The sequence below is a fragment of the Streptomyces luteogriseus genome (genome assembly GCF_014205055.1).
Classification (GTDB): Bacteria; Actinomycetota; Actinomycetes; order Streptomycetales; family Streptomycetaceae; genus Streptomyces; species Streptomyces luteogriseus.
In genome coordinates, this window is sequence record NZ_JACHMS010000001.1 from 7,044,016 (window position 1) to 7,059,534 (window position 15,519).

General features: G+C 72.4%; 16 protein-coding genes. 11 read left to right on the forward strand and 5 right to left on the reverse strand.

Features of this window, described 5'->3' with window-relative positions; genetic code table 11:
- Positions 1-16: 16 nt before the first annotated feature.
- From BJ965_RS31400 to BJ965_RS31425, 6 genes are all read left to right on the forward strand, one after another.
- Complete coding sequence (locus tag BJ965_RS31400; protein WP_184913374.1) at positions 17-877, forward strand: TrmH family RNA methyltransferase; 861 nt, start codon at positions 17-19, stop codon at positions 875-877.
- Positions 878-931: 54 nt separating this feature from the next.
- Positions 932-2,074: a sensor histidine kinase gene (locus tag BJ965_RS31405; protein ID WP_030848746.1), complete on the forward strand. Its 1,143-nt coding sequence runs from the start codon at positions 932-934 to the stop codon at positions 2,072-2,074.
- 127 nt (positions 2,075-2,201) lie between these two features.
- A complete protein-coding gene (gene pheS, locus BJ965_RS31410; protein WP_030848748.1) occupies positions 2,202-3,329 on the forward strand; it encodes a phenylalanine--tRNA ligase subunit alpha in 1,128 nt (375 codons plus the stop codon).
- Positions 3,329-5,881 (forward strand): phenylalanine--tRNA ligase subunit beta, encoded by a 2,553-nt coding sequence (locus BJ965_RS31415; RefSeq protein ID WP_184913376.1) that lies wholly within the window; start codon positions 3,329-3,331, stop codon positions 5,879-5,881. The genes pheS and BJ965_RS31415 overlap by 1 nt, the downstream gene beginning before the upstream one ends.
- A gap of 321 nt (positions 5,882-6,202) precedes the next feature.
- On the forward strand, positions 6,203-7,543 hold the full coding sequence (locus BJ965_RS31420) for a transcriptional regulator (protein WP_184913378.1): 1,341 nt from the start codon (positions 6,203-6,205) through the stop codon (positions 7,541-7,543).
- 106 nt (positions 7,544-7,649) lie between these two features.
- Complete coding sequence (locus BJ965_RS31425; protein ID WP_142164958.1) at positions 7,650-8,195, forward strand: NUDIX hydrolase; 546 nt, start codon at positions 7,650-7,652, stop codon at positions 8,193-8,195.
- Between the two features lie 4 nt (positions 8,196-8,199).
- Here the strand turns inward: BJ965_RS31425 and BJ965_RS31430 are convergent, their stop codons facing one another.
- On the reverse strand, positions 8,200-8,457 hold the full coding sequence (locus BJ965_RS31430) for a hypothetical protein (RefSeq protein ID WP_030848759.1): 258 nt from the start codon (positions 8,455-8,457) through the stop codon (positions 8,200-8,202).
- 220 nt (positions 8,458-8,677) lie between these two features.
- Here BJ965_RS31430 and BJ965_RS31435 point away from each other — a divergent pair, with 220 nt between their 5' ends.
- Positions 8,678-8,905 carry a hypothetical protein gene (locus BJ965_RS31435; protein ID WP_184913381.1) on the forward strand — a complete coding sequence of 76 codons (228 nt, stop codon included), beginning with the start codon at positions 8,678-8,680 and terminating at the stop codon, positions 8,903-8,905.
- A gap of 22 nt (positions 8,906-8,927) precedes the next feature.
- On the opposite strand, the gene BJ965_RS31440 is transcribed toward BJ965_RS31435, so the two are convergent.
- Complete coding sequence (locus BJ965_RS31440; protein WP_184913383.1) at positions 8,928-9,803, reverse strand: 3-hydroxybutyryl-CoA dehydrogenase; 876 nt, start codon at positions 9,801-9,803, stop codon at positions 8,928-8,930.
- A gap of 179 nt (positions 9,804-9,982) precedes the next feature.
- Here BJ965_RS31440 and BJ965_RS31445 point away from each other — a divergent pair, with 179 nt between their 5' ends.
- Entirely contained in the window at positions 9,983-11,212 is a 1,230-nt protein-coding gene (locus BJ965_RS31445) for a glycoside hydrolase family 10 protein (RefSeq protein ID WP_376777954.1), read from the forward strand.
- A 1-nt stretch (position 11,213) separates the two neighbouring features.
- Here the strand turns inward: BJ965_RS31445 and BJ965_RS31450 are convergent, their stop codons facing one another.
- Together BJ965_RS31450 and BJ965_RS31455 are read right to left on the reverse strand one after the other, a co-directional pair.
- A complete protein-coding gene (locus BJ965_RS31450; RefSeq protein ID WP_030848770.1) occupies positions 11,214-11,414 on the reverse strand; it encodes a DUF1918 domain-containing protein in 201 nt (66 codons plus the stop codon).
- 94 nt (positions 11,415-11,508) lie between these two features.
- Positions 11,509-12,429, reverse strand: coding sequence for a DMT family transporter (locus BJ965_RS31455; protein ID WP_184913387.1), 921 nt, complete (start codon positions 12,427-12,429; stop codon positions 11,509-11,511).
- On the opposite strand from BJ965_RS31455, the gene BJ965_RS31460 reads away from it, so the two are divergent.
- From BJ965_RS31460 to BJ965_RS31470, 3 genes are all read left to right on the forward strand, one after another.
- On the forward strand, positions 12,428-13,864 hold the full coding sequence (locus tag BJ965_RS31460) for an aminotransferase-like domain-containing protein (protein WP_184913390.1): 1,437 nt from the start codon (positions 12,428-12,430) through the stop codon (positions 13,862-13,864). The genes BJ965_RS31455 and BJ965_RS31460 overlap by 2 nt on opposite strands.
- Positions 13,865-13,905: 41 nt before the next feature.
- Positions 13,906-14,346 carry a GNAT family N-acetyltransferase gene (locus tag BJ965_RS31465; RefSeq protein WP_184913392.1) on the forward strand — a complete coding sequence of 147 codons (441 nt, stop codon included), beginning with the start codon at positions 13,906-13,908 and terminating at the stop codon, positions 14,344-14,346.
- 73 nt (positions 14,347-14,419) lie between these two features.
- On the forward strand, positions 14,420-15,013 hold the full coding sequence (locus BJ965_RS31470; RefSeq protein ID WP_142164966.1) for a histidine phosphatase family protein: 594 nt from the start codon (positions 14,420-14,422) through the stop codon (positions 15,011-15,013).
- On the opposite strand, the gene BJ965_RS31475 is transcribed toward BJ965_RS31470, so the two are convergent.
- Positions 14,995-15,441, reverse strand: a complete 447-nt coding sequence (locus tag BJ965_RS31475) for a DUF6314 family protein (protein ID WP_184917729.1) — start codon at positions 15,439-15,441, stop codon at positions 14,995-14,997. The genes BJ965_RS31470 and BJ965_RS31475 overlap by 19 nt on opposite strands.
- Between the last annotated feature and the right edge of the window lie 78 nt (positions 15,442-15,519).

Genomic DNA, 15,519 nt, shown 5'->3' on the forward strand with positions numbered 1-15,519 from the left:
CCAGAAAGCGAATCGGATGCCTCCCGCCACCCCCGAGCTCATCTCCCCCCGCTCCCCCCGCGTGCTGGCCGCGCGGCGGCTGGCCAAGCGGAACTTCCGGGGGAAGGAGCGGCTGTTCCTCGCGGAGGGACCGCAGGCCGTGCGGGAAGCCGCCGGGCACCGGGCCGGGGACGCCGCCACACTCGTGGAGCTGTTCACCACGCCGGAGGCCGCAGAGCGCTACGCCGACATCATCGGGGCCGCCCGCGACGCCGGAGCCCGCGTGCACCTCGCCGCCGAGCAGGTCATCGCCGACATCTCCACCACCGTCACGCCGCAGGGCCTCGTCGGTGTCTGCCGGTTCCTGGACACGCCCTTCGAGGAGGTCCTCGCGGCCCGCCCCCGGCTCGTCGCCCTCCTCGCCAACGTCCGTGACCCCGGCAACGCCGGGACCGTGCTGCGCTGCGCCGACGCCGCCGGGGCCGAGGCCGTCGTGCTGACCGACGCCTCCGTCGACGTGTACAACCCCAAGGCCGTCCGCGCCTCCGTCGGCTCGCTGTTCCACCTGCCCGTCGCCGTCGGCGTCCCCGTGGAGCAGGCCGTCGAGAGGCTGCGGGAGGCCGGCGCCCGGATCGTCGCCGCCGACGGCGCGGGTGACCGCGACCTCGACGACGAGCTCGACAAGGGCACCATGGGCGGGCCGACCGCCTGGGTCTTCGGCAACGAGGCGTGGGGCCTGCCGGAGGAGACCCGCATCCTCACGGACGCCGTCGTGCGCGTTCCGATCCACGGGAAGGCCGAGAGTCTGAACCTCGCCACCGCCGCCGCCGTATGTCTCTATGCGTCGGCGCGTGCACAGCGCGCCCCCGGAGGGTGCCGCTCCGTCACCGGGAACTAGTAGGGTGACCAGCTCAGGGACCCCTCTGCGGAGCCTTGGAGGTGGGGTACGGGGATGAGTGTCGGCACGAGCAGCGCACCGGGAGCCCAGGACGCCGGGAGCCCGCCCGCCGCGTCCCGGCCACCCGGGGATCCCGCCGGACTCGGCATCGACCCCGACCAGCTGCCCGACGGACTCGTCGTCGCCGACGAGCAGGGCCACGTCATCTGCTTCAACGCGGCCGCGGAACGCATCACCGCCGTCCGCGCCCAGGACGCCCTCGGGCAGCGCCTTGAGAAGGCCCTGCCGTTAGAAGACCTGGAGGGCCGGCGCTGGTGGCAGCTGACCGACCCGTACGGCGGCCTCGCCATCCGCGTCGGACAGCCCGAGCGCAACCTGCTCCTGCCCGGTGGCCGTGAGGTGCTGGTCTGCGCGCGCTACGTCCGCACCCGGCCCACCGGACCCCTCCGGCGGCTGGTCGTCACCCTGCGCGACACCGAGGCCCGCCGCCGCACCGAGCGCAGCCACGCCGAGCTGATCGCCACCGTGGCCCACGAACTGCGCTCCCCGCTGACCTCCGTCAAGGGCTTCACCGCCACCCTGCTCGCCAAGTGGGAACGCTTCACCGACGACCAGAAGCGCCTGATGCTGGAGACCGTCGACGCCGACGCCGACCGGGTCACCCGGCTCATCGCCGAGCTGCTCGACATCTCCCGCATCGATTCCGGGCGGCTGGAGGTGCGGCGCCAGCCCGTCGACATGGGCGCCGCCGTCGGACGGCACATCCAGGCCTACGTCGCCGCGGGGCAGCCCGCCGACCGCTTCCTGCTGCGCGTCCAGCAGCCGCTGCCCGACCTGTGGGCCGACCCCGACAAGATCGACCAGGTGCTCAGCAACCTGCTGGAAAATGCCGTGCGGCACGGCGAGGGAACTGTCACGATCGACGTCACGGCCACGGCGTCCCCCCGCGAGGACGAGGACACCGGTACGTCGGTCACGGTGAGCGACGAGGGGCCCGGCATCCCGGAGGAGTCCATGAACCGCGTCTTCACCCGCTTCTGGCGGGGCAGCAAGCGCGGAGGGACGGGCCTCGGTCTCTACATCGTCAAGGGCATCGTCGAGGCCCACGGCGGCACCATCACGGTCGGCCGCGCCCCCGGCGCCGGCGCCGAGTTCCGATTTACGTTGCCCGTGAGCGCTCCGGCCTATCTCGCCTGAGCCCCGCGGGCGCATTCGTATACCTCCACCCCGTTAGACTCGGCCATTGGCACCTTCGTGTCCCAAAGACGGCCGTCCGAGTCGGTGACGGGGACCTTCAGCCAGCCAATCGGAAGCACGGGAAGAGATGTCGGCACCGAATAAGTCGTACGACCCTGTCGAGGTCGAGACGTTGAAACCGGAAGAGATCGAGCGCATGCGGGACGAGGCGCTCGCCGCCTTCGCCGCCGCGGACTCCCTCGACGCGCTCCACGAGGCCAAGGTCGCCCAGACCGGCCCCACCTCCCCGCTGGCCCTCGCCAACCGCGAGATCGGCGCCCTGCCCCCGCACGCCAAGGCCGAGGCCGGCAAGCGCGTCGGCCAGGCCCGCGGCGCCGTGAACAAGGCCCTCGCCGCCCGCCAGGTGGAGCTCGAGGCCGAGCGGGACGCGCGGGTGCTCGTCGAGGAGGCGGTGGACGTCACGCTGCCGTACGACCGCGTACCGTCCGGCGCCCGGCACCCGCTCACCACGATGATGGAGCGGGTCGCGGACGTCTTCGTGGCCATGGGCTACGAGGTCGCCGAGGGCCCGGAGGCCGAAGCGGAGTGGTTCAACTTCGACGCCTTGAACTTCCTGCCCGACCACCCGGCCCGGCAGATGCAGGACACCTTCTTCGTCCAGGGCCCGAAGGGCACCGACGAGTCCGGGTCCGGCGTCGTGCTGCGCACCCACACCTCCCCGGTGCAGGCCCGCGCGCTGCTCGACCGTGAGCTGCCGGTCTACATCGTCTGCCCCGGCCGGGTGTTCCGCACCGACGAGCTCGACGCCACGCACACGCCCGTCTTCCACCAGATCGAGCTGCTGGCGGTCGACGAGGGCCTGACGATGGCCGACCTCAAGGGCACCCTGGACCACATGGTCCAGGCCCTGTTCGGCGAGGACATGAAGACCCGGCTCAGGCCGAACTACTTCCCGTTCACCGAGCCCAGCGCCGAGATGGACATGCTCTGCTACGTCTGCAAGGGCGAGTCCATCGGCAACCCCGACCGCCCCTGCCGTACCTGCTCCTCCGAGGGCTGGATCGAGCTCGGCGGCTGCGGCATGGTCAACCCGCGGGTGCTCACAGCCTGCGGCGTCGACCCCGAGAAGTACAGCGGGTTCGCCTTCGGGTTCGGCATCGAGCGGATGCTGATGTTCCGCCACAACGTCGAAGACATGCGAGACATGGTCGAGGGTGACGTCCGGTTCACCCGGCCGTTCGGGATGGAGATCTGATGCGGGTCCCGCTTTCTTGGCTGCGGGAGTACGTCGACCTGCCGGAGACGGAGACCGGTCGTGACGTGCAGGCCAAGCTCATTTCGGCCGGTCTGGAGGTCGAGACCGTCGAGCAGCTCGGCGCCGACCTCAAGGGTCCGCTGGTCGTCGGCCAGGTGGCGACGATCGAGGAGCTGACGGACTTCAAGAAGCCGATCCGCTTCTGCACCGTCGACGTCGGCCAGGCCAACGGCACGGGCGAGCCGCAGGAGATCATCTGCGGCGCCCGCAACTTCGCCGTGGGCGACAAGGTCGTCGTGGCCCTGCCCGGCGCCGTCCTGCCCGGTGACTTCCAGATCGCCGAGCGCAAGACCTACGGCCGGATGTCTCGCGGCATGATCTGCTCCAGCGACGAGCTGAACATGGGCGACGACGGCACCAAGGGCATCATCGTCCTGCCGCCGGAGACCGAGATCGGCAAGGACGCCGTCGAGCTGCTGGAACTGGTCGACGAGGTTCTCGACATCGCGGTCACGCCCGACCGCGGCTACTGCCTGTCGCTGCGCGGCGTGGCCCGTGAGACCGCCATCGCCTACGGCCTGCCGCTGCGTGACCCGGCGCTGATCGACGTGCCCGGTCCGAACGCGTACGGCTACCCGGTGCGGATCTCCGACCCCCTCGGCTGTGACCGTTTCACCGCTCGCACTGTGACCGGTCTCAGCGCCGAGGCACGCTCCCCGATCTGGCTCCAGCGCCGCCTGCAGAAGGTCGGCATGCGCCCGATCTCGCTCGCCGTCGACGTCACGAACTACGTGATGATGGAGCTCGGCCAGCCGCTGCACGCCTACGACCGCGGCCTGGTCCAGGGCACCATCGGGGTGCGCCGGGCCGAGGCGGGCGAGAAGCTCATCACCCTGGACGGTGTGGAGCGCACGCTGGACGCCGAGGATCTGGTGATCACCGACGACCGCGGCCCGATCGGGCTCGCCGGTGTCATGGGCGGCGCGAACACGGAGATCGCCGACCTCCCCCAAGCTCTCGACTCCGCTCGAGCAGGGGGGACCCCCATCGCCGTGGAGAACGCCACGGCGGACGTCGTCATCGAGGCCGCTCACTTCGACGCCGTGTCGATCGCGCGTACGGCCCGCCGGCACAAGCTGTCCTCCGAGGCGTCCCGGCGCTTCGAGCGCGGCGTCGACCCGCAGGCCGCGGCGGCCGCCGCGCAGCGCACGGTCGACCTGCTGGTGCTGCTCGCGGGCGGCACCGCCGAGGCCGGTGTCACCGAGGTCCTCGCCCCGTCCGCGCCGCGCACCATCACCATCCCGGCCGACCACCCGGACAAGGTCGCGGGCGTCGCCTACGGCCGCGAGACCGTCGTGCGCCGCCTCCAGGAGGTCGGCTGCGACGTGTACGGGCAGGACGAGCTGATCGTCACCGTCCCGTCCTGGCGGCCCGACCTCACCGACCCGAACGACCTGGCCGAAGAGGTCATCCGGCTGGAGGGCTACGAGAACCTGCCCTCGACGCTGCCCAAGCCCCCGGCGGGCCTCGGCCTGACCGACCGGCAGCGGCTGCACCGCCGCGTGGGCCGCGCCCTGGCCGGTGCCGGATACGTCGAGGCGCCGAACTACCCGTTCATCGGCGAGCAGGTCTTCGACCAGCTCGGCCTCGAGGCGGACGACCCGGCCCGCCGCGTCGTCAAGCTCAGCAACCCGCTGAGCGACGAGGAGCCCGCGCTGCGCACGTCGCTGCTGCCGGGACTGCTCGCCGCCCTGCGGCGCAACGACGGCCGGGGCTCGCACGACCTCGCGCTGTTCGAGTCCGGTCTGGTCTTCCGGCCGCGCGAGGAGCAGCGGGTCGCGGCCGTGCTGCCCGTCGACCGTCGCCCGACCGACGAGGAGCTCGCCGAGCTGAACGCGGCGCTGCCCGACCAGCCGCGGCACATCGCCGTCGTCCTCGCCGGTGCGCGTGAGCAGGCCGGCTGGTGGGGCAAGGGCCGTCCGGCCGACTGGGCCGACGCGGTCGAGGCGGCACGGTCCGTCGCCCGTGAGGCCGGCGCCGAACTGGTCGTCCGCAAGGGCCAGTACGGCCCGTGGCACCCGGGGCGGTGCGCCGAGCTGGTCGTCACCGTGGACGGCGCCGAGCGGGTCGTGGGACACGCGGGCGAGTTGCACCCGCGGGTCGTGAAGGCCTTCGGGCTGCCCGCGCGCACCTGCGCGATGGAGCTCGACCTGGACGCGGTGGAGACCGCCGGTGACGCCACGGCCTCGGCACCCCGGATCTCCACGTTCCCCGTCGCCACGCAGGACGTCGCCTTGGTCGTCGACGCGTTCGTGCCGGCCGTGGATGTCGAGGCGGCGCTGCGGGACGGAGCCGGGGAGCTGCTGGAGTCCATCCGGCTGTTCGACGTGTACGAGAACGCCGAGCAGTTGGGCGAGGGACGGAAGTCGTTGGCGTACGCGCTGCGGTTCCGGGCCCCCGACCGGACGCTGACGGTGGACGAGGCCTCCGCGGCCCGGGACGCGGCGGTCGCCCTCGCGGGCGAGCGTGTCGGAGCCGAGCTGCGGAGTTAGCGCCGCGGGACTGCGCGACGACGGCGGCTGCGTGCTCGCGTGGCTCGTCGCGCAGTCCCCGCGCCCCTCGGGGCGGCCGGCGATGCCGTCCGCCCCGCCACGGAGTGTCGGGCAGGCGGCCGGGCGGACGGCGGTTGCGGGCCGCCGCACTGTACGAGGGGGAGCCGGCGGCCCGGCCGGCCTCTTTCGAGGCAGTTCAGTCAACCGGCCGGCGACTCTGAGCGACAGTGCGCACACGGTGCGGATTCGGGCACTCCGTTCACACCCCGTGTGAAGGCGGACCCACTAACCTGTCCGCACCGAGCCATCCGGGGGGCCCACATGCAGCCCAACACTCTGCTCGACGCGATCCTGGACGAGGCGGGGATCTCGCACGCGGGGCTGGCCGCACACGTCAACCAGGCGGGACGGGCCCGTGGTCTGTCCCTGAGGTACGAACACACCGCCGTCGCCCGGTGGTTGAAGGGTCAGCGGCCCCGGGGCCAGGTGCCCGACCTGATCTGCGAGGTGCTCGCCGGCCGGCTGCAACGGCAGGTCACCCTCGACGACGTCGGACTCGGCGTGCCCGGCGAGCCGTCCGCCCCGCACACCGGCTCGCTGTCCGGGTTCGTCGAACGGGCCACCGCCCTGTGGCGCTCCGACCAGCAACAGCGTCCGCACATCCTGGGCGCGCCCGCGCTCACCGGCACGCCTGCCGTGATGCCGGTGTGGGAGTGGGAGAACCCGCCCGAGGACGTGGACGTCTCACGCGGCGGCAGACACCGGGTGACCACGGGCGACCTGGAGATGCTGCGGTCCGCCCGTGCGCACTACGAGCAGATGTACCGCAAGGCCGGGGGCATCGCGACGCGGGCCCGGATCGTCGGCTTCCTCAACGCCGAGGCCGCCCCGCTGCTGCGCGGCGGCTACACCGACGAGACCGGCCGGCAACTGCACCGGGCCACCGGCGGGTTGGTGGCGGTCGCCGGCATCTGCGCCTACGACTCCGACGCGCACGGGCTCGCCCAGCGCTACTTCCACCAGGCGCTGCGGCTCGCCAAGGCCAGCGGGGACCGGGGGCTCGGGGCGTATGTGATCGCCCTGCTCGTCAACCAGGCACTGTTCATGCGGGAGTACCGGCAGTCCGTGGCCTTCGCGGAGGCCGCGCTGCGGGCCGCGGGCAAGCACATCACCCCGGCGCTCGCCTCCGACCTGTACGCAATGCAGGCCAAGGCGTACGCGCATCTCGGCGACGGTACCAGCGCCCTGTCCTGCATCCGGCGGGCCGAGCAGTCCGCCGAGCGCATCCGGCGCGGTTACGAGCCCGACGAGACCGGCTATGTCCAGCCCGGGCTCGTCAACGTGCAGGTGGCGGAGGCGCTGCTGAGCCTCGGGGAGATCGCGGCCGCCGGGGAGCACGCGGCGGCCGCCGTCGACAACCCGGCGCACGACCGCGGCCGGGTGCACCGGCTGGCGATGCTCAGCACCATCGAGCTGCGGCAGGGCAACGCCGACAAGGCGGTGGCCATCGCCGTGCAGATGGCCGAGCAGGCCCGCGGCATGGAGTCCCAGCGGCTGCGCGACCGGCTGCGCGCGGTGCGGGAGCACCTGGTGCGCAGCGGTTGCGCGGGCACGGCCGAGGCGGCCGAACTCATCGACGGGGCGTTGCGCGTACCGTTGTAGACCCGGGCGGTGGTGCCCGTGTCGCTCCGAGGCGCGTCCCATGCGCCTGCTCTGCCTACGTCCCTGCTGCGATATTGCCACTTACTCGACGGAAGGTGGCAGAACCGTGCAGTGGACGAAACACAACGAACAAACTGTGTACTCAAACCGCTGGTTCAGCGTCAATCTCGCGGATGTCGAACTGCCCGACGGCCGGCATCTGGACCACTTCCTCATACGGCTGCGGCCCGTCGCGGTGGCCACGGTCGTCAACGAGGCCAACGAGGTGCTGCTGCTTTGGCGGCACCGTTTCATCACCGACAGCTGGGGGTGGGAACTCGCGGCGGGGGTGGTCGAGGACGGCGAGGACATCGCCCGCGCGGCCGCCAGGGAACTGGAGGAGGAAACCGGCTGGCGGCCGGGACCCCTGCGCCATCTCATGAGCGTGGAGCCGTCCAACGGGCTCACCGACGCCCGGCACCACGTGTACTGGGCCGACGAGGGCGAGTACGTCGGGCATCCCGTGGACGACTTCGAGTCGGACCGTCGGGAATGGGTGCCTCTCAAACTCGTCCCCGACATGGTCGCCCGCGGCGAGGTCCCGGCCGCCAACATGGCGGCCGCGTTACTTCTGCTGCACCATCTCAGGCTCGGTCAGGACACGTTGCCCTGAGGAGCTAGCGTCCCAGCGCCTGCCAGATCGCCACGACGAGGGCACCCACGGCGGTGAGGGCGGCTACCGCGGGCAGCGGCCAGCGCGCGTGTTCGAGCGAGTGGATCCGGGTGTTGAGCTCGTCGAGTTCCTTGGCGGTCTCCTCGGTGCGGTGACTGAGCAGGGCCAGCCCGCCCTCGACACGGGCGTAGGCCACATCGAGGCGGCGTCGTAACTCTGCGAGTTCTCCATGAACGACGGGATGCTCGGGATCGGCGGTCACGAGTCCGCTCCTTTCCGTAGTCGTTTCACATCCCTTGCATGCGCATGAGGAGTCAACTCGCCTGGTGGGCGCCTGGGGAGAGTGTGCGAGGGGCATATGCGAGCCCGGCGCGCACACGGTGTGTGAATGCCGCGGGCCCGGCACCAACTCAGGTGCCGGGCCCGTCTTTTGGCCGAAATCTGACCGTCCGTAATCGGCCTCCGGGGGTACCCGGGACGCCATGACGAGGTGGCAGAAGAACGCGGCCTGGACGCTGACGCTCTACGCGCTGGTGGTCCTGATGCTCCGGTTCACCGCGGGGGACGGGTGGGGCACGTCGCTGCTGATCGCGCTCGTCGTCACCCCGCTCGCCCTCTGGATGGGCTGGCTGCGCCGTCGTACGAACGAGCAGGCGCGGGAATGGGGACGCCGCCGGGTCCGGCCGTGGCCGGAGGAGCGGCGGCGTTGAGGTGGCTGCGAAAGCCGGGCGATCAGGCGTACGTGTAGAAGCCCGAGCCCGTCTTGCGGCCCAGCCGGCCCGCGTCGACCATGCGCTGCAGGAGCGGGGGAGCGGCGTACAGGGGCTCCTTGTACTCCTCGTACATGGACTGGGCGACCGAGGCGACCGTGTCCAGGCCGATCAGGTCGGACAGCTTCAGGGGGCCCATCGGGTGGGCGCAGCCCATCTCCATGCCGTTGTCGATGTCCTCGCGGCTGGCGATGCCCGTCTCGAACATCCGGATCGCGGAGAGCAGGTACGGGATCAGCAGCGCGTTGACCACGAAGCCGGAGCGGTCCTGGGCGCGGATGGCGTGCTTGCCGAGCAGCTTCTCGGTGAACATCTGGGCGCGGCCGATCGTGCCCTCGGACGTGGTGAGCGCCGGGATCAGCTCGACGAGCTTCTGCACCGGGGCCGGGTTGAAGAAGTGGATGCCGATGACCTGGTCGGGTCGCGACGTCGCCACCGCGAGCTTCACCAGCGGGATCGAGGAGGTGTTGGAGGCCAGGATCGCGTCGGGCCGGGTCACGACCTGATCGAGGACCTGGAAGATCTCCGTCTTGACCTGTTCGTTCTCGACGACGGCCTCGATCACCAGATCACGGTCGGCGAACTCGCCGAGGTCCGTGGTGAAGCTCAGGCGGGCCAGCGTGGCCTCCTGCTCCTCGTCGGTGATCTTGCCGCGCTCGGCTGCCTTGGCCAGGGAGGTGAACAGCCGGGTACGGCCGATCTCCAGGGCCTCGCCGGTGGTCTCGGCGACCATGACGTCCAGGCCGGCCCGGGCGCACACCTCGGCGATGCCCGCGCCCATCTGACCGCAGCCCACGACTCCGACGCGTGCAATGTCTCCCGCTGGGATGTCCGTCACATCGTCCCTTTCGCTGCTGATCCACGTCCGGGCAGGCTCGCCGGGTCGCGGCGCCTGCTCCGTTCGAGCACGTTACTCCGAAGTATCGATGATCGATCGCGGGGGGCGGGTCCGCTTGGGGCATGCTGGGCCCGGAGCGATCCGCGACCGGGCGGATCCGCGGCTTTTGGGGCATGCGGATGGGACGAGTCTCACGCAGGGCGTTCGCCGTGGCGGCGCTGTCGGCTTTCACGATGATGCCCAGGGCATCGGCCGCGACCGGGCGCGGGGGCGGGGTACCGGACTCCGAGATGCGGGGCGTCTGGATCGCGTCCGTGGCCAACCGCGACTGGCCGTCGAAGTCCGGGCTGACCGCGTCGCAGCAGCGCGCCGAACTGCTCACCCATCTGGACACGGCGGCGGAGAACCGCCTCAACACCGTGTTCTTCCAGGTCCGGCCCACGGCGGACGCGATGTGGCCCTCGCCGTACGAGCCCTGGTCGCAGTACCTCACCGGCACCCAGGGCAAGGACCCCGGCTGGGACCCGCTGGGCACCGCCGTCGAGGAGGCTCACGCCCGGGGACTTCACCTGCACGCCTGGTTCAACCCGTACCGGATCGCCGTCCACGCCGACCCGACCCGCCTGGCCGCCTCCCACCCCGCCCGCGAGAACCCCCACTGGGTGGTCACGTACGGCGGGAAGCTCTTCTACAACCCGGGGCTGCCCGAGGTCCGCGCCTTCGTCGAGGACGCGATGCTCGACGCGGTGGCCGAGTACCCCGTGGACGGCGTCCACTTCGACGACTACTTCTACCCGTACCCCCTGGCGGGGCAGACCTTCGACGACGACGCGGCCTACGACGAGCACGGCGGCGACTTCCCGGACCGGGCCGCCTGGCGACGGGACAACATCGACCGGCTGGTGCGGGAGACGGCGGACCGCGTCAAGGAGGTCCGGCCGGGCGCACGCTTCGGCATCAGCCCCTTCGGGGTGTGGCGCAACGCCGGGACCGACCCGGCCGGCTCGGACACGAAGGCGGGTGTGGAGACGTACGACGATCTGCACGCGGACACCCGGAAGTGGGTGCGCGAGGGCTGGATCGACTACATCGTCCCGCAGCTGTACTGGAACATCGGCTTCGCCGCCGCCGACTACGCGAAGCTGGTGCCCTGGTGGGCGGAGGTCGCGCGCGGCAGCTCGACGCAGCTCTACGTCGGGGAGGCGCTGTACAAGGCCGGCGACCCGGCGCAGCCCGCGGCGTGGCAGCAGACGGGAGAGCTGTCCCGGCACCTGACGCTGGCCGGGGAGCACGCACAGGTGCGCGGGCACGTCTACTTCGCCGCCAAGGACGTGGCGGCCGACCGGATCGGGGCGATGGCGCGGGTCGTCGCCGACCACTACGTGCAGCCCGCGCCGCCCCCGCGCTGAGTCATGGCCCGGTGGTGGTCTCCCGGTGCCGGATCTCCGTGTCGGGTCCCGGGGAGCACACGCCCTCGTGCCCGTCCTCGAACCGGACGCGGTACGGGGGGTTGCCCTCGTGGCCGAGAACTTCGACGATCTCGCCGACCTTGTCGTGCTGACCGACCACCCTGCCGTGCTGGACAAGCTGGTCGCCCACGGTTGCGCGCATCTGGGGCCTCCTCACGAGGTGCGGAGCAGCGGTCCGTGGCCTCCGAGTCTACGGTGGGGGGCGCCGGTCGGCAGTGGCCGTGGACGCTCCCCGCTCAGCCGCGTGATCGCTGTGTGACGGCGATGCAGACCAGCACCGCCACGGCCGTCAGCGGGGCGGCGACCGTGAGGTGCTCGCCCAGCAGCAGTACCGACCACACCAGTGTGAGCAGCGGCTGGGCGAGCTGCAACTGGCTGGCCTTGGGGATGCCGATGGCCGCCATGCCGCGGTACCAGACGACCAGCCCGACGAACTGCGAGCCCGCGGCGACCCACAGCAGGCCGGTGACGCTGTGCGCGGTCAGCCGCACGGGTTCCTGCGCCAGGGCGAGCGCGGCGACCGGCACGGTCAGCGGCAGGCACAGCGCCAGCGCCCAGCCGATCACCTGCCAGCCCGGCATGATCCGGGCCAGCCGGCCGCCCTCGGTGTAGCCGGCCGCGCAGACCAGCAGTGCGCCGAAGAGGTACAGGTCGGCGGTGGTCAGGGCGCCGCCGCTCTGCTGCACGGTGAAGGCCAGCACCGCCGTCGCGCCCGCCAGGGCCGCGATCCAGAAGGTGCGCGAGGGGCGGGTGCCGACGCGCAGCGCGGAGAAGAGCGCGGTGGTCAGCGGGAGCAGTCCGACCACGACGGCGGCGTGCGCGGTGGTGGACGTCTCCAGCGCCAGCGTGGTCAGCAGGGGGAAGCCGAGGACGACACCCGCCCCGACGACCGCGAGTCCCGCCCAGTGCCGGCGGCCGGGCAGCGGCACCCGCAGTGCCAGCAGACAGCCGCCCGCGATCACCGCGGCCAGAACGCTCCGCACGGCGACCAGCGACCAGGGCCCGAAACCCTCCAGCCCCCAGGCGGTGGCCGGGAACGTGAGCGAGAAGGCGGCGACACCGAGGGCGGCCTGGAGGGTGCCGAATCCCGGACGCTCCGGCTCCGAGGTGGCGACTGCTATCGAAGGTGCGGTAGTAGCGCTACTCTGTGCTCTCATGCAAGAGCGTAGCAGCGTTGGTGAACTGGCAGAACGGCTGAGGCGGGAGCTCGACCGCTACTCTCCCGGTGGAAAGCTGCCGTCGAGCCGGGCTCTGGTCGAGCGGTTCCGGGTGAGCCCGGTGACGGTGTCGCGGGCCCTGGCTCAGCTCGCCGCCGAGGGTCTCGTGGTCACCCGGCCCGGGGCGGGCGCCTTCCGCGCACAGGCCCGGACGTCGCCGGCCCCCGCCGGGGACACCTCCTGGCAGGAGGTCGCCCTCAGCGCCGACGGTGCCGCCGACCTCGTACCGCGCTCGGTCGACGCGTCCGGGGTGCTGGTGTCGCTGGCCGCCCCGCCGCCCGGCGTGATCGAGTTCAACGGCGGCTATCTTCACCCGTCGCTGCAGCCGGAGCGGGCGATGGCCGCAGCCCTCTCGCGGGCCGGGCGGCGTCCCGGGGCCTGGGGGCGCCCGCCCGTGGAGGGGCTGCCGGAGCTGCGCGAGTGGTTCGCACGCGGCATCGGCGGGTCCTTCACCGCCGCCGAGGTGCTGGTCACCGCGGGCGGACAGTCCGCGCTCACCACCGCCCTGCGCGCCTTGGCCCCGCCCGGCGCCCCCGTCCTGGTCGAGTCGCCCACCTACCCCGGCATGCTCGCCATCGCCCGGGCCGCCGGACTGCGCCCGGTGCCCGTCCCGGTGGACGCCGACGGTGTGAAACCCGCGCTGCTCGCCGACGCGTTCCGCGCCACCGGCGCCCCGGCCTTCGTCTGCCAGCCGCTCTTCCAGAACCCCACCGGCGCGGTGCTCGCGCAAGGGCGGCGCGCCGAGGTGCTGCGCATCGCGCGCGAGGCGGGCGCGTTCGTCGTCGAGGACGACTTCGTGCGGCGGCTCGTGCACGAGGACGCGGGGCCGCTGCCGCGCCCGCTGGCCGCCGACGACCCCGACGGCGTCGTCGTCCACGTCTGTTCGCTGACCAAGGCGACCTCGCCGAGCTTCCGGGTGAGCGCCCTGGCCGCGCGCGGGCCGGTGCTGGAGCGGCTGCGCGCCATCCAGGTCGTCGACACGTTCTTCGTACCGCGCCCGCTCCAGGAGGCCGCACTCGAACTCGTCGGCTCGCCCGCCTGGCCACGTCATCTGCGGGCCGTCTCCGCGGAGTTGAGGACCCGGCGGGACGCGATGACCGGCGCCCTCGCCCTGCACCTGCCGGAGCTGGCCCTGCCGCACATCCCCTCCGGCGGCTACCACCTCTGGCCCCGCCTGCCCGACGGCACGGACGAGTCGGCCCTGACCTCCGCGGCGCTGCGCGCCGGCGTCGCCCTCACGCCCGGCCGCCCGTACTTCAGCGCCGAGCCGCCGGCCGCGCATCTGCGGCTCAGCTTCGCGGCGGTCGCCGGGACCGGAGAGATCGCGGAGGGCGTACGGCGGCTGCGTACGGCCTGCGACGAGGTGCTGGGATAACCGCTCGACGCACCTGCGGACGGCCTGCGAGCATCACCGGCATGAGCGACACGCCGAGCCTGCCCGAGGGCTACGAGATCTCCACCGACCCCGGCCGCGTCGACCGCGAGCGCGTGCACCACTGGCTGTCCACCGACGCGTACTGGGCGCTGGGGCGTTCGAGGGAGAAGCAGGACCGGGCGATCGAGGGCTCGCTCAACTTCGGCGTCCACGAGACGGTGTCGGGGGAGCAGGTCGCGTACGCCCGGGTGATCACCGACCGGGCGACCTTCGCCTGGCTGTGTGACGTGTACGTCGATCCGTCGGTGCGCGGCCAGGGCGTCGGCAGCGCGCTCGTGGCCGCCGTACGGGACGAGATGCGGCAGTACGGGGTGCGGCGCGTTCTCCTCGCCACGCACGACGCGCACGGGGTCTACGCGAAACTGGGGTTCGCGCCGCTGGAACGGCCCGAGCACTGGATGGCGCTCATCTTCGGCCAGTGAGGGCCGGCACACCCTGGGTAACTCGTAGGTAACACCCCTTGACCTGCGCACATACTGCGCCCACGATCGCCGCATGCCACTTCGGGTCACGTTCGTCGCCTCCGCGCGCAGCTCTCCGCTGCTCGCCGAGCGTTTCGAGGACGACCGGCCGCTGGACCAGGCCGGCTGGGCTGAGGTGGAGCGCCTCGCCCAGGAGCTGCTGCCGCTCGCCGCCGCCGAACTGCGCTACTGCTCGCCGACTCCGCGCAGCCGGTCGACGGGGGAGGGACTCGGGTACGCGCCGCTGGTCCAGCTCGGACTGCGCGACTGCGGCATGGGCCGGTGGCGCGGGCTGACCCTCGGCGAGGCGATGGCCCGGGAGCCGGACGCCGTGGACGCCTGGCTGGCCGACCCCCGTGCCACACCGCACGGCGGTGAGTCGCTGGTCGACTTCATCACCCGCGTCGGCGGCTGGCTCGACACCCGGCCCGTCGAGGACGGCTGCCGGGTCGTGGCGGTGGCCGAGCCGTCCGTGATCCGGGCCGCCCTGGTGTACGCCCTGAAGGCGCCGCCCTCGACGTACTGGAACATCGACGTCCGTCCGCTGTCGACGACGTCCGTGACGGGCCGGGCCGGCCGCTGGAACCTGCGCTTCGACGGGGCGTCCGCTCAGCCCTCGCGCGCGTAGTCGGTCCGCAGGACGAGGTCCTTGGCGGGGCCGCCGACCCGCCACACCGTCCGCCAGTGGTCCGCGTCGCGGACGGTGAACTCGCCGCGGTAGAGGTCCGCGGAACAGGGATGGTCGGCGACATGCCGGCCGGACCTCAGATCCAGGTCGTGGAACGGCCGCCCGTCGGCGAACCGCACGTCGGCCGTGCCGCCCGGGCCGGGCAGGAAGCGCAGCGTGCGCTCCGCGGGCCGGGCGACGCCCTGCCAGACGAAGGTGCCCGACTCGTGATGCAGCAGCCCGCCGGGCTCCTCCCCGTCCCCACGGAACTCGGTGACGCCGGTGAACTCGCCTTCCGCGCCGCCGGCGAGATCCCGCACCGACCGTGACACCCGCCAGCGCCCGGCCAGATACGCCAGCACGTCCGGCACTGGCCAGAACTCGCCCATTCCGCCCCGCTCTCCGTCCCAGCCGTTCCTGCGCGACCCATTGACGCGCATCCACCCCCTCCCTATCTTGCCGTTCGA